This window comes from Sediminitomix flava (genome assembly GCF_003149185.1).
GTDB classification, from domain to species: Bacteria; Bacteroidota; Bacteroidia; order Cytophagales; family Flammeovirgaceae; genus Sediminitomix; species Sediminitomix flava.
The window spans coordinates 216,028-229,627 of record NZ_QGDO01000002.1 but is presented as its reverse complement, the minus strand read 5'-3'; the positions used below and the strand labels follow the sequence as shown (position 1 = coordinate 229,627).

At 35.1% G+C, this 13,600-nt stretch carries 13 protein-coding genes; 9 read left to right on the top strand and 4 right to left on the bottom strand.

What is annotated here, in order from left to right; translation table 11 throughout:
- Window positions 1-588, bottom strand: coding sequence for a hypothetical protein (locus BC781_RS08315; RefSeq protein ID WP_146201650.1), 588 nt, complete (start codon window positions 586-588; stop codon window positions 1-3).
- Window positions 589-930: 342 nt separating this feature from the next.
- Between BC781_RS08315 and BC781_RS08310 the strand changes: the two genes are divergently transcribed.
- The 6 genes from BC781_RS08310 (at window position 931) to BC781_RS08285 (ending at window position 6,186) form a co-directional block, all read left to right on the top strand.
- Entirely contained in the window at window positions 931-1,278 is a 348-nt protein-coding gene (locus tag BC781_RS08310) for a 4Fe-4S dicluster domain-containing protein (protein WP_109616779.1), read from the top strand.
- Window positions 1,279-1,353: 75 nt separating this feature from the next.
- Window positions 1,354-1,896, top strand: a complete 543-nt coding sequence (locus BC781_RS08305; protein ID WP_109616778.1) for a hypothetical protein — start codon at window positions 1,354-1,356, stop codon at window positions 1,894-1,896.
- A gap of 8 nt (window positions 1,897-1,904) precedes the next feature.
- Window positions 1,905-2,213, top strand: coding sequence for an RNA-binding S4 domain-containing protein (locus BC781_RS08300; RefSeq protein WP_109616777.1), 309 nt, complete (start codon window positions 1,905-1,907; stop codon window positions 2,211-2,213).
- A 200-nt stretch (window positions 2,214-2,413) separates the two neighbouring features.
- The gene (locus BC781_RS08295) at window positions 2,414-2,866 is read left to right on the top strand and encodes a hypothetical protein (RefSeq protein ID WP_109616776.1); all 453 of its coding nucleotides are present in this window, start codon (window positions 2,414-2,416) and stop codon (window positions 2,864-2,866) included.
- Window positions 2,867-3,349: 483 nt separating this feature from the next.
- Window positions 3,350-4,381 (top strand): rod shape-determining protein, encoded by a 1,032-nt coding sequence (locus tag BC781_RS08290; RefSeq protein ID WP_109616775.1) that lies wholly within the window; start codon window positions 3,350-3,352, stop codon window positions 4,379-4,381.
- A 239-nt stretch (window positions 4,382-4,620) separates the two neighbouring features.
- Entirely contained in the window at window positions 4,621-6,186 is a 1,566-nt protein-coding gene (locus tag BC781_RS08285; protein WP_109616774.1) for a glycine--tRNA ligase, read from the top strand.
- 82 nt (window positions 6,187-6,268) lie between these two features.
- Here the strand turns inward: BC781_RS08285 and BC781_RS08280 are convergent, their stop codons facing one another.
- A complete protein-coding gene (locus tag BC781_RS08280; RefSeq protein WP_109616773.1) occupies window positions 6,269-6,748 on the bottom strand; it encodes a nuclear transport factor 2 family protein in 480 nt (159 codons plus the stop codon).
- A 100-nt stretch (window positions 6,749-6,848) separates the two neighbouring features.
- Between BC781_RS08280 and BC781_RS08275 the strand changes: the two genes are divergently transcribed.
- Window positions 6,849-7,238, top strand: a complete 390-nt coding sequence (locus tag BC781_RS08275; protein ID WP_109616772.1) for a winged helix-turn-helix transcriptional regulator — start codon at window positions 6,849-6,851, stop codon at window positions 7,236-7,238.
- A gap of 4 nt (window positions 7,239-7,242) precedes the next feature.
- Here BC781_RS08275 and BC781_RS08270 read toward each other — a convergent pair whose 3' ends face one another.
- A complete protein-coding gene (locus BC781_RS08270) occupies window positions 7,243-8,118 on the bottom strand; it encodes a hypothetical protein (protein WP_109616771.1) in 876 nt (291 codons plus the stop codon).
- A 200-nt stretch (window positions 8,119-8,318) separates the two neighbouring features.
- Between BC781_RS08270 and BC781_RS08265 the strand changes: the two genes are divergently transcribed.
- Together BC781_RS08265 and BC781_RS08260 are read left to right on the top strand one after the other, a co-directional pair.
- The gene (locus BC781_RS08265) at window positions 8,319-10,382 is read left to right on the top strand and encodes a M48 family metallopeptidase (RefSeq protein WP_109616770.1); all 2,064 of its coding nucleotides are present in this window, start codon (window positions 8,319-8,321) and stop codon (window positions 10,380-10,382) included.
- Window positions 10,383-10,685: 303 nt separating this feature from the next.
- Complete coding sequence (locus BC781_RS08260) at window positions 10,686-11,855, top strand: CD0519/CD1768 family membrane protein (protein WP_109616769.1); 1,170 nt, start codon at window positions 10,686-10,688, stop codon at window positions 11,853-11,855.
- Between the two features lie 44 nt (window positions 11,856-11,899).
- Here BC781_RS08260 and BC781_RS08255 read toward each other — a convergent pair whose 3' ends face one another.
- A complete protein-coding gene (locus tag BC781_RS08255) occupies window positions 11,900-13,579 on the bottom strand; it encodes a SpoIIE family protein phosphatase (RefSeq protein WP_109616768.1) in 1,680 nt (559 codons plus the stop codon).
- Window positions 13,580-13,600 lie beyond the last annotated feature (21 nt).

The following is a 13,600-nucleotide window of genomic DNA, read 5'->3' as shown; positions in this document are numbered from 1 at the left end:
TTACTGAAAGTAAATTCCAAGCCTCAAGTTCAATGACTGAGCTTCAAAAGCTAAGTTTTCCCCTTCCGGATCGGATGGGGATTTTATTTTAGCATAGACCTCGCCACCATATTCTAAGCCAATATATAAAGTCTGACTCAAATAATAATCAAAGCCAGTGAGAAGAGAAGTTCGTATAAATTCTTGGTTTACCTTCTCTTTCAAGGTAAAACCTTGGTCATCTCTGTAGTTGATTTGATCTTGATTTAGGTAGCTTCCTTGCAAAGCTGAATACATAATAAACTGCTTTTTTCTCCATAAGACTCTTTCTAATCCTAAAGATATAGCCGTAGAACTCAATGTCTGTATTCGCTTCTTATCCTTATACTTTTCAGTATCATAAAGTTCTACACTTGTCCTTACGCCCCAATTTTTATGAAAAGTTGTGCGAAACTTTACACCTGTAATGAACATCGGAATTCTGCTGTTTTTCTTGAAATCAAATTGGTGTAGTGTTTCTAACCGCCATTGGAGAATACTGCCTTTAGACTGAGCATTGGCATAAAATGATAGAATAGTAAATAGGGTAGAAAGAGCTATTAGTTTCATTTGTTCTAGGGTTTAGAAGAAGTTATTCATTTTCTATCAGCTATTGCATAGTCTATATTATTGTCGATTCTTCTGCATGTAAGTTTTAAAGCTTAACTAACTAAAAGTGTTAGATTGATATTTTTTGTAGGTGAAAAATGAAAAGTATGTTAAATTGGTAGACTAAATAGTGTAAATAAATAAGTTGATGTGAAATGATTGGTTTTTTGTCCTTATTTGTTTTTGTTTTAAATAAATTCAGTTAGATATTTGTAGCGTAAAGGAAATGACACTTCTTAAGTGAAAGGAATTTCTTTTTATGTTTTCATTTAGGATACGACCAACAATTAAACGTTAGCACATATGGCAATTATGATTACGGACGAATGCATCAACTGTGGTGCATGCGAACCAGAATGTCCAAATACTGCAATTTACGAAGGAGGAGTTGAATGGACTTGGGCTGGCGGTACGTCTCTTAATTCAGTAGAATTAGAAGATGGCTCATCAATTGATGGTGAGGCAGAACAAGAACCATACAGCGAAGAATTTTACTATATCGTTTCTGATAAATGTACAGAGTGTGTAGGTTTCCATGAGGAGCCGCAATGTGCAGCAGTTTGTCCAGTAGACTGTTGTGTAGATGACCCTGATTACAGAGAGTCAGAAGATGAGCTTGTAGCTAAAAAAGACTGGTTACACGGGGCTTAATAGTAACTATCTTTCAAAAGATTGTTAAGGAGGCTGTTTTTCTGAGGGAAAACAGCCTTTACTATTTAGAACTAAATGGAAACAAGCAATATGTGGTGGAAAAACTTAATAGATAAGACAAAGAATATTTTTCAGAGTGAAGAGGAAGATGTAGTAGTTTGGGAGGAAGGGTTGAATGCTGAGAATGTAGCCGAACGTTTTGAATTGATAAAGCAAAGCTATCTTTCAGCATACGATCATTACAACAAAGATATTTTCAAGTCTCATATCAAAATAGCGCCAGAATTAGTAAAAGGAAATTATGCGGTAGAAGGGCATAACCCTGTAGAAGCTGAAAATAGTTATTTTGGGCATATCTCGATTAGAGTGTATGATCATAATCTGGTGGATGCTACTTGGAAAATAGGATTCTCTGAACAAGGACAGTATGGTTCTGGTTTTATGACTGATGAGTATATAGCGATGAACTTTAGTAGTTCTCCGATAGCAGAATCGGCTGATGGTTTTGTCATCTTTAAAATGAAAGATCGTGAAACACTGGAAGGTTTGTGGCTCGAATCAGGTTGTTTTTTACCGGGTTATGAAATCTGTAAATTGAAAAATAGATTAGAAGATTAAAAATTCGAATGAGAATCGATAAATGTTTGTGGGCTTTACGCCTTTTTAAATCAAGAACAATAGCTACGGAAGCTTGTAAAAATGGACAAGTGAAGCTGAATGGTGCTTTTGTAAAACCTTCAGCAAAAGTAAGTGAGGGTGATCATGTAGAAATCTTTAAGAAGCCTATATGGAGAGAGTACTTGCTTAAAGAGCTTGTTGAAAAGCGTGTTGCAGCATCTATAGCTGTGGAATGTTATGAGGAAATGACAAGTGAAGAAGAGTTGAAAAAGCTTCAAGATTTTATAGATGAAAAACAGTTTTATCTGGGCAGATAGTAATTTTCTTACTATCTGTTTTTTTATACAATGATTCTTCGAAATATAAGGCTAATGCTATTATGATAGATGATGTATTTGAAACTTGAGATTCACTTTTCTGAGAAGACTAATTCTTGAAGTATTTAAATGGATGTGAATTCTTTTAATCTGAATTACGGTTAAGGAAATAGGTAAAAGTCAGATTAAAAGAAACTTCTATGGGATTAAATAGAAAAGAAGTATTTGAATACATCATCAATACGCTAGATAAAAACTTGATAGAACGTAGAGAATTGAATAAAAAGTCTATTCAAGATATGGTAGAAGATGATGATAATAACTTAAATCATTTTGAAAGTAACACCGAAAATGAAATAGCAGACCTTTCGAGAGAAACCATGAGTCTCGATTATTTAGCCTCTTGTTTAGATGCCATGAATGAACTTGTGTTGTATGAAAATACGGGTGAAAAGATCGGGAAAGGTACAATAGTAGACACGAATGGTTTTATTTTTATAGTAGGAACAAGTTTGCCGAGTTTGAATTACGAACAAAAGAAAGTGGTAGGTGTAGCTCCTGATGCTCCAGTTTATGAGACATTGCTTTCTAAAGGTGTAGGAGAAAACTTACAATTAGGAAATACACAAGAAGCTATTTTAGGTATTTATTGATATAGAAAATGAATTCTGATTCAGAACCCTACAGCTCAATTGTTGTAGGGTATTTTTTGTTCGGTTATTTTTTGAAATAAAGTTGGTATTATTTTCTATACTTGCCACAGTAAACTTCCCATCAAGCTTAATTTCACTAAATCTTATCCGTCAAGCTCAAGTATTTAATTTTATTGATTAAATAAAATTCAATTAGCAAGAGGCTTAGTGATATTTTTGCGTTAGGGGAGATGTTACTTCTTTTGCAAATGATCTACTAATGTATATAAAATCCTTTCTTCTGACTTGAAGAAAACTGTGGAGAACAGAAAAGTACTATAAAATAAAATTTTATGAATAGTTGCTTTAATATCTCCCTAATTATAGAGAAATTTGAAGAGGTGTGGTAAAGGTTCTGTGAAAACTAACTTTAAGGGCTCACTCTGGTAACCTTCCTATATAGATAGAATATAAGACATTTAACATATAAACTGAACTGTTGTAATGGGTCTGTTTGACTTTTTATCAAGCGATTTGGCAATCGATCTTGGAACTGCCAATACTCTTATCCTTCAAAAAGGGAAAATTGTTGTAGATGAGCCTTCAATCATTGCTTTGGATCGTGCCACTGGAAAAACGATTGCAGTAGGTGCTAAGGCAATGCAAATGCATGAGAAAACGCACGAAAATATCAAGACAATTCGTCCGCTTCGTGATGGTGTAATTGCCGATTTCCATGCTGCTGAACATATGATCAGAGGATTGATCAAAATGATAGATGGAGGTAATCGTTTTATGACACCTTCTCACCGTATGGTGATTTGTATTCCTTCAGGGATTACTGAGGTAGAAAAAAGAGCGGTTCGTGACTCTGCCGAACACGCAGGGGCAAAAGAAGTTTATATGATTCCTGAGCCACTAGCTGCAGCTATTGGTATCGGTATTGATATTGAACAACCAATGGGTTCAATGATTGTCGATATCGGGGGTGGTACAACTGAGATTGCAGTAATTGCACTTTCTGGTATTGTATGTGATCAGTCGGTAAGAACGGCAGGTGATGTATTTACTCGTGATATCTTAGATTATATGAGACGTCAGCATAACCTTTTAATTGGTGAAAGAACGGCTGAACGTATCAAAATTTCTGTCGGTGCGGCAATCTCTGAGCTTGATACTGAACTTGAGCCAGAAGATATGGAAGTACGTGGTCGTGATTTGATGACTGGTATTCCTAAGGTAATCAAGATTTCTTATACTGAAATTGCTTTTGCAATTGATAAGTCGATCTCTAAGATTGAGGAAGCGGTACTAAGAGCATTGGAAACTGCTCCACCAGAGCTTTCAGCGGATATTTATGACAATGGTATTCACTTAACAGGTGGAGGAGCCTTGTTGAGAGGTTTAGACAGACGTCTTTCGATGAAGACTAAACTACCAGTTCACGTTGCAGAAGACCCATTAAGAGCGGTTGTTCGTGGTACAGGACAAGCATTGAAGAATTTAGATAGTTATAAATCGGTATTGATGATTTGATCAATTTCGTAAGTCATCAGACCATTTAACATACAAAAAGCAAGATCTTAGCAATTTTTTAAAAGATCTTGCTTTTTATTGTTTCAATATCCCCTTACTTTGCAATTTCCAAAGATTTATTGGTAAATAATAAACGGCATTGAGTTGCCCACTTGTCCTCTTCGTCAAATGATAAATTCTTGTTCATTTCCGAAAAGCCCTGATGAGTGTTAAATACTCAGTGCGCAAAACAAAAAACAATGGCAAATCAAAACAATCAGGAAAATCTCTTCCAAAAAGTAGTAGCTCATGCTAAAGAGTATGGCTTTGTTTTCCCTTCATCAGACATTTATGGAGGTCTTCAAGCAGTGTATGACTATGGTTCAAACGGTGCTGAACTAAAAAACAACATCAAGAAGTATTGGTGGGCTGCTATGGTTCAAATGCATGAAAATATTGTAGGGCTTGACTCTTCAATTTTCATGGACTCAAAAACATGGAAAGCTTCTGGACACGTTGACGCCTTCAACGATCCATTGATCGATAACAAAGACTCTAAGAAAAGATACAGAGCCGATGTATTGATTGAAGACCACATGGCAAAATACGAGGCTAAAATTGAGAAGGAAGTAGCAAAAGGGAAGAAGCGTTTCGGAGATGACTTCGACACAGAGCAATTTTTGGCTACAAACCCTAATGTGCTTCGTAATAAAGCGAAGATCGAGGAAATTGAGACTCGTTTCAAAAAAGCTTTGGAAGCAGAAGATTTAGCTGATATTAAGCAAATCATTCTTGACAACAATATCGTTTGCCCGATCAGTGGAACGGCAAACTGGACTGATGTTCGTCAGTTCAACTTGATGTTCTCTACAGAAATGGGATCATTGGCAGACGATTCTAATAGAATTTACCTTCGTCCAGAAACAGCACAGGGTATCTTCGTGAACTTCTTGAACGTATTGAAGACTTCACGTATGAAAGTGCCTTTCGGTATTGCTCAAATTGGTAAGGCATTCCGTAACGAGATTGTTGCTCGTCAGTTCATTTTCCGTATGAAGGAATTCGAACAAATGGAGATGCAATTCTTCGTGAAGCCAGGTACTGAAATGAAATGGTACAACTACTGGAAAGATGCACGTATGAAGTGGCACCATGCCATTGCAAATGATAATGAGGATTATAGATACCACGATCATTTGAAGTGTGCTCACTATGCAAATGCGGCAGTTGATATCGAGTTCAAATTCCCATTTGGTATCAAAGAGCTTGAAGGTATTCACTCACGTACAGATTACGATTTAGGGGCTCACCAAGACCTTTCTGGTAAGAAGTTACAGTACTTCGATACAGAGGAGAACAAAAACTTGGTTCCTTATGTAGTAGAAACTTCAGTTGGTTTGGATCGTATGTTCTTGTCAGTTCTTACTGCGGCTTACACAGAAGAAACTGTAAAAGACGGAGACAAAGAAAAACAACGTACATACTTGAAAATCCATCCTGCTTTAGCACCTACAAAAGCAGCGATCTTCCCATTGACGAAGAAAGATGGTTTACCAGACAAAGCTCGTGAAGTAATGAAAGAGTTGAAGTATGACTTCAATGTTTCTTACGAAGAAAAAGATGCTATTGGTAAGCGTTATACACGTCAAGATTTGATCGGTACACCTTACTGTATAACTGTTGATCACCAAACATTGGAGGATAACACAGTAACAGTTCGTGAGCGTGATACAATGGATCAATTCCGTATGCCAATCGCAGAACTACATAGCTTCTTAGATAAGAAAGCTTCGCTAAGACACTTGTTGAAAGAGTTGGAGGCTTAATTGTTTCTAATTTTGTAGCTATAAAACTCCCTCACATTACTTTTAAAAGTGAATTGTGAGGGAGTTTTTTATTCTGTTTTGTTTAGTAAACCCCATTCGCATTTGCTACTTTTCCACCAGTCAACCAAAAGAAAAATCGCATGAAACCATTCATTGGTTGAAGAGTGTCCCAGTGTTCAACAATGAGGTTGTTCTGTATCTTCCAAGTATCACTTACATTAATCCCTTTTTTATCATTTCCTCTATCTTTTTTGCTAGTCGTGATTTGTGAGTGAAAAATGACATAGTCTCCATCGGCATGAACGTGTTTCACATCATAAGAATAATCAGGAAATCTTTTCACAAAGCCTTTTACATAATCAATCAGCGCTTCCATACCATCAGGAATACTTCTGTTGTGTTGAGTATAGTATGAATTTCCAAATTCTTTAAGTACATGATCAAACTCATGGTTGTTCATGAGTTTCTGCATAAAATCGATGACAAGCTGAACATTTTGAGTTTCTGTCGTTGACCAGCTGTCTTTTCTGAGTTTATCAAAGTCAATTTTTGGTGTATCCATTGTTTCAGTTTTTTATTGTTTTTATTTAACTTGCTTTTTGCAAGCGAATGTAAAATTATTCATTTACTTGCAAAAAGCAAGTAAGTAAAATAAAAAAGTTATGAGATCAGACTGCCCAATTAGTTATGCATTAGATTTTTTCGGTGATAAATGGACTTTATTAGTGATTCGGGATCTGATACAAGGCAAAAAATTTTATAAAGATTTCTTGAGTTCAAAGGAGGGGATAGCAACAAATATTCTGTCCAACAGATTAAAGCAATTGGAAAGTAACGGGGTTATTACATCAAAAGTGTATGAGAAACTTAGAACCAAGAAAGAATATTCTTTGACAGAAAAAGGCTTAGACCTTATTCCAATCATAGTGGAAATGATGGTTTGGTCAAATAAATATCAAGCAGACTTAGATATCCCTGAAGGTTTTATGGAGAAAGTGGATCAGGATAGAGAAAAAGTGATAGCTGCTATTAGGTCAAATTTAGAAAGTTAGTTTTCTATTGATCTTCTGTATTTATACAGTATTTATGGATTAGTCTTTTGATGAAAACTTCTTCAAAAGATCGTTCTTTAAGGTCTTTATTACCTGCTAGACGTTCTTTATTCGAGTATCGATTTGCAGGTAATATACGACTTAAAAGAAGAGATATTTGAGGATTATAAGAGATGATTGAATCATTGATCGTCCATGGTAATGAAAGATCATAAGGATAATCTGTGACTACTTTTATGGTATCCTTTGAAGTGATGAATTCTAGTTTCACATTAGGATAATCATATGTGTTTTTGAGAGAAATGAAAGCAAGACTTGAACGAACAGCTTTCAAGCTGTCTTTAATACAGGAAATACAATAAGCTTTGTCTATGGCGTCATCTTGATGATTAGGTTTATATGTATCAAATAACCTTTCAGCATTCTTATCAATCCATACAGAATCCATTCCAAGTCGATTTAGGATCATAAATGGATGTCTAGTGTCGTTGTTGTTTATTTCATCTATCAATTTATAAATGATAGACTTATCGATGTTATCCACTTTTACCCTTTTATCAGATGGTTTAAATTCAATTATATCAAACCACTCTTTTCGTTGTCTACTAATAACGCTATTAGCTAATTTAATATAACCTAATTGACTGAAAGTACTGTCATACCCGAATGGATAACTTTTCTTTGCCTGTAAAAATAACTCAAACGTTTCCTCTGATTTAAGAATTTCATATGAATATTCACAAACCCATTCATAATTAAAGTTCTGCTGATCAATAATATTGATTTTGACTAGATTAGCTTCATCGATCAATTTTGATTCTTGAGCAAATAAAAAAGAAGAATAACTAATCGATAAGGTTAGAGTTAAAAAAAATTTCATAAAGATTAGACTTAAGCATTTGATAAGAACTTTAGGCAAGAAAAAAGATGAAATGACTATTCTACTTCTTATTAAGATTAAAGTTTAGTTTCAATATATAAATAACAGACTAATTTATTGGCGAGTAGTATATTTTTGATTTAATTATATTTATACTTTAACTTTTTAATGTCTCATTTATTTTTTCATTTCTTACGATTATGTTAAAAGATCAAGTGCAAGTTTCTGAGACCTTCAAGAAACAAGCTTCCAAATCAATTGTCTCTATTGCTCTTTTCGTTATAGTGTATTTATTTCTTATCGTATTAGCTGTTGGTCTTACTGCGCTTTGTGTGACAGGAGGGTTCATGTTAATAGCGGTTCGTCCAGGACTTCTAACGATACTTTTAGGATTAGGATTGGCAAGTGTGGGTCTGATGGTCTTGATTTTTCTCCTAAAATTTATATTTAAATCTCATAAAGTAGACCGGTCTCATTTGGTCAGAATTACAGCAAAGCAAGAGCCTAAGCTTTTTGAGGTTCTTCAAGAGATTGTGACCGAAGTAGGAACGACCTTTCCTAAGAAAGTCTATCTATCCTCAGATGTAAATGCCTCTGTATTTTATGATTCTAGTTTTTGGAGTATGTTTCTACCAATCCGAAAGAATTTACAAATAGGGTTAGGGCTAGTGAATACCGTAACGGAAACAGAGTTGAAAGCGATTCTTGCGCATGAGTTTGGACATTTTTCACAAAGAACCATGAAAGTGGGGAGCTATGTGTTTAATGTTAATCAAGTAATTTATAATATGCTCTATGAAAATGAATCATTTGATCGTATGATTCAGACTTGGGCAGAGATTAGTAACTACTTCTCCATCTTTGTGCTCATTGCCGTTAAGATTGTGAATGGAATTCAGTGGGTGCTTCAAAAGATGTATACTTTTGTGAACTTGAATTACATGGCACTTTCAAGAGAAATGGAGTTTCATGCAGATGAAATTGCAGCACATGTTTGTGGTGGAGAACCTTTGCAAAATTCCTTGATGCGAATGTCTTTGGCTGAACATGCCTATACTGAAGTGTTCAACTATTATGAACGACATTTTAAAGACAATTTCAAGAGTCAGAATATTTATCAGGAACAAAGGGCACTTGTACATTTTTATGCAAAAGAGAGTCAGCTGAGTTTTGTGAAGAACTTACCACAAGTGCATTTATCTGATATGAATAAATACAATAAATCAAAATTGGTTATCAAGGATCAGTGGGCTTCACATCCTAGCTTAGAAGAACGTGTGGAGCGTTTACAACACTTAGGAATTCAATATGATAATGCCTTAGATCGTGACGCTGAAGTATTGTTTGTTGATATCGAAAAGACACAGAAAGAACTGACAAAACGTATTTTTGAAACTGTAGCATATCAAGGTAGTGTAAAAGTACTTGATCTTAACGAGTTCAAAACTTCCTTTGAAAAAGAGTTTTTGGAGAGTTCATTCGATAAACGCTATAATGGCTATTATGATGATAAAAATCCGACAGCTTTTGATTTAGATGATATTTCCAAAAGACAGGAAGTTATTGAAGATCTGTTTAGTCAAGATAACTGTAATTTGGTCTATCACTTTATTGGACTTTCAAATGATCTTGAAGGTATCAGACAAATTTCACTAGGGGGTATAGACATTAAATCTTTTGATTATGATGGAATAAAGTATACCAAGAAGGATTGTGAATCCTTGATCGTAATTCTGTCTCAAGAATTGGAGGATTTAAAAACGAAAATCGAGCAAATTGATAAAAATGTATATAGTTACTTTAGGTCATTAGAAGCAGAGGATAACTCGTCTTCAGTATTAAAGGAGAAGTATACACGTTATTTTGAGTTTGATAAGTCGTTAGAAGCAAAAGAGGATATTTATAATAGATTGAGTGAAGCTGTTCAGTTTATCAATTATACAACTCCATTTGAGGAAATAGAAAGTAATTTCAGAGGCATCAAGCCTTTAGAGAAAATTTTGAAAGCTAATATTGAAGAATTGTTAGCTGATGAAAGTCTTAAGGGAATTCTTACTGAAGAAGTAAAAACAGATCTTGAAAAGTATATTTCCAAAAATTGGATTTATTTTATCGGTGAACAATATCGAGATGATCATTTACAAATCTTGTTTACAGCAATGCATCAGTATATGTATGTTCTATCTCGAGCATTTTTTACTTTGAAGCAAGATTTATTGACCTACCAAATTGGCTTAGAAAAAGATAAGGTAGTAAATGCCTAACCTGAAATATGATTTAAGTAAAAGCCGGCTCTCTTTGGAATAAGGAGATCCGGTTTTTTATACTTGAGGAGAAGTACAACTCATATAGAATATATCGTTTGAGGTTATATCCTTTTGATGATGGGTAGGTGAGGTTTCAAAAGGAATCTAAATATTCCTTATCAAGATTAAACAGATTGCACTCATTTAACTATAAAATTCAACTTTTGGGCAGCTGATTATAAGCTTTGAAATCAGTGTAGAGGGTCCTGCGTAGAGGACTGAATTTTTAATCATATTGAATTATAGTTTGAGAGTATTGCGATGACTGCTTTAGAAAGAGTAAAGAAAGATTTCATAAAGAACCGTAGATATGAGGCGTTTATTTTTTTGATTGTATTTTTTGGTGTGTTTGGCTTTTTAGCAAACAAAATGGGAGCCGCCAATCTTTTACAGACCTTGATGAATTCCGCATGGGATTTACTTACCAATACCGTGTTCTATATTATGGGGATTACGGTATTGTCTGGAGCCTTAGGTAAGTTGTTCGTAGAGTTTGGAGTAATACGATTATTGGAATTAGTTCTTGCCCCACTTATGCGTCCTTTATTTGGACTTCCTGGAGTTGCCGCATTGGCTGGGGTGATGACTTTCCTTTCAGATAATCCTGCAATTATTAGCCTAGCAAAGGATAAAAGTTTTAGCAAGTATTTCACCAAGTCTGAGTTGCTTTCATTGACAAACTTTGGTACTGCGTTTGGAATGGGATTGATCGTGATAACTTACATGATTGGTTTTGGTTATTTTGGAGCAGCCATGATTGGTTTGGTAGGAGCTGTTTTTGGTTCGATCATTTCAACGAGGTTAGTGCAATATCTATTGAGAGATGTTTTTAGCAAAGATGAAACAACTCAAGAAAATGGAGCTACACCAGAGCATGTAAAAGCATTACCTGTTTCTTTCAAGTCTGAAGGAGGAGTTTTTTTGAGAACCATAAATGCAATCTTAGACGGTGGGAAGAATGGTGTTGATCTGGGCTTGGCTATCATACCGGGAGTTTTGGTGATTAGTACAATGGTTATGATGTTTACGAATGGTCCACAAGATAGTGCCATTGGTTATCAAGGGTTAGCTTATGAAGGCGTTCCTGTTTTACCTTGGATAGCAGGTAAGTTTTCCTTCTTATTTAAGTTCTTGTTTGGTTTTGAACATGGGGAATTAATCGCCTTTCCTATAACAAGTTTGGGTGCTGTTGGTGCTGCATTATCTATTCTGAAGTCATTTGTAGCTCAAAATATGATTACAGGAAACGAAATTGCGGTCTTTACTGCGATGGGAATGTGCTGGAGTGGCTATTTGAGTACACATACCGCTATGTTAGATACTTTAGGACATAGAGAACTGACCTCAAAAGCATTGATTGCTCATACTGTTGGAGGATTGTGTGCGGGAGTTATTGCACATTACTTATTTCTAGTTTCTCAATTTATTTAGAATAAAACAGCCCAATAGATTCCATTTTTAGTGGGCTGTTTTTTTTATAATTGGAGGCCAATGAATAGTACATCATCTGTTTGGGCTTTTCCTCCTTTCCAACTGAAGAATTGGTATCTGATGACATTTTCTTGCATCTTCATATCTCTAAATTCCATTTCCTTCAGCATATTAATCATTTTGCTCTTTTGAAAACGACTATCATCTACGCCTCCAAACTGGTCTTGATATCCATCGCTGAATAGGTAGATTTGGTCTCCTTTTTGGAATGGAATGTTTTGTTTGGTGAAAGACTTATTTTCTTTTTTAGGGATATAACCAATCGTGGTAAGACTTCCTTTATGGACTTCTATTTCATTTTTTTGATTACGAATAACAAGTGGCCTTTTAGCCCCTGAAAATCGTATCTTTTTAGCTTCTTCATCTATCCTCACAACCGCAATGTCCATTCCGTCTCTTAGTTTCTCATGACTTTTGGTATTGAGGAATTCATATAGTTTCTGATCCAATGCTTTAAGAATAAGATCAGGTTCATGGATTTGATTGCTAATGATGATTTCATTCAGCATTGCGTTACCGATAACCGTCATAAAAGCTGCTGGTACACCATGTCCTGTACAATCTGACAGAATAATGAATTTGTATTGTGGTGTTTGATGGAACCAATAAAAATCTCCAGAGATAATATCCCTAGCTTCATTCATAATAAAGCCATCATCAAATTCAGAAATAACACGATCTCGGTTGAGTACCGTAGCCTGCTGAATCTTTTTGGCATAATTGATACTCTGAGTTACTTTCTTGTAGAGTTTTCCGAGTTGTTGATTCTGTTCTGTAATTTTTTCATTCTGCTGTTCAAGCGCTTCACTTTTCTGAACAATATCATGATGTTGTTCTCTGATTTGCTCAGTTCGAGCTAGAATTTCCTCTTCAAGACGTTGGTTGGCGTGTAGTTGTAAATTATGGTTTTCTCTTAATGTTTTGATAAGGTCATCTTGTACTTTTTTCTTTTGCTCATTGCTCAATATCACTTCCTGATGTGCTTCTTCAAGTTCTTTATTTTGATCTTGAAGTAAGGTCATGTAGCGAGAAATAGCATTTACAGCTGGTCTAAATATTACAAGGGCTTCAAGAAATAAGCAGAAGATAGTTATGGAAAGGAGAATCAGTTCTAGGTTCTCTACTTCTTTTACTCTGAGTGCCGATTCTTTATCATATTGGAAAGTAATGGTATTCATGATGGTTAGGAAGCGATCTTCATGAGCTAAGATATTTTGTACAGCTTCCGAAATGTCATCGCCAAATTTACTCTCAGCGATTTGAGTAGTGGCTTGATCAAAAACGATGTAATGTGGTTCTAACTCTTCAAAGTATTTCAAGATAACGGGGCTGTTATCTCCACCCAGATTGAGTAAGGAATCTCTATGGAGTAGCCCTAAGTGAGATGATTTCCAAAGGTGAATGATATTATTAAATGTATCGAGAAGGCTTGCATAGTCTGCTTCATTTTTGGCAGTATGAAGTTGTAAGACAAGCTTACTGATTTTTTGGCTCAACATTCGTTGTCTACCAGATATATTGATAACACGGCTATCTTCTTTCTGATCTCCCAATACATTTCTTATGATAAGTTGAGAGGAAATACTAAGAATAGCGACAAAGCTCAGTGCGACTACGTAAGAGAGAGTAAGTTTTTTCTTAGGGTTATTAACTAGGTTATTCATACTAAGGTCGATTTCTACTAA

Bases quoted from the DNA above. Each gene is read 5' to 3' on its own strand.
- BC781_RS08295 (WP_109616776.1), top strand. From the start codon at position 2,414: ATGGGATTAAATAGAAAAGAAGTATTTGAATACATCATCAATACGCTA.
- BC781_RS08275 (WP_109616772.1), top strand. From the start codon at position 6,849: ATGAGATCAGACTGCCCAATTAGTTATGCATTAGATTTTTTCGGTGAT.
- BC781_RS08265 (WP_109616770.1), top strand. From the start codon at position 8,319: ATGTTAAAAGATCAAGTGCAAGTTTCTGAGACCTTCAAGAAACAAGCT.
- BC781_RS08290 (WP_109616775.1), top strand. From the start codon at position 3,350: ATGGGTCTGTTTGACTTTTTATCAAGCGATTTGGCAATCGATCTTGGA.
- BC781_RS08280 (WP_109616773.1), bottom strand. From the start codon at position 6,748: ATGGATACACCAAAAATTGACTTTGATAAACTCAGAAAAGACAGCTGG.
- BC781_RS08270 (WP_109616771.1), bottom strand. From the start codon at position 8,118: ATGAAATTTTTTTTAACTCTAACCTTATCGATTAGTTATTCTTCTTTT.
- BC781_RS08315 (WP_146201650.1), bottom strand. From the start codon at position 588: ATGAAACTAATAGCTCTTTCTACCCTATTTACTATTCTATCATTTTAT.
- BC781_RS08300 (WP_109616777.1), top strand. From the start codon at position 1,905: ATGAGAATCGATAAATGTTTGTGGGCTTTACGCCTTTTTAAATCAAGA.
- BC781_RS08255 (WP_109616768.1), bottom strand. From the start codon at position 13,579: ATGAATAACCTAGTTAATAACCCTAAGAAAAAACTTACTCTCTCTTAC.
- BC781_RS08260 (WP_109616769.1), top strand. From the start codon at position 10,686: ATGACTGCTTTAGAAAGAGTAAAGAAAGATTTCATAAAGAACCGTAGA.
- BC781_RS08305 (WP_109616778.1), top strand. From the start codon at position 1,354: ATGGAAACAAGCAATATGTGGTGGAAAAACTTAATAGATAAGACAAAG.
- BC781_RS08285 (WP_109616774.1), top strand. From the start codon at position 4,621: ATGGCAAATCAAAACAATCAGGAAAATCTCTTCCAAAAAGTAGTAGCT.
- BC781_RS08310 (WP_109616779.1), top strand. From the start codon at position 931: ATGGCAATTATGATTACGGACGAATGCATCAACTGTGGTGCATGCGAA.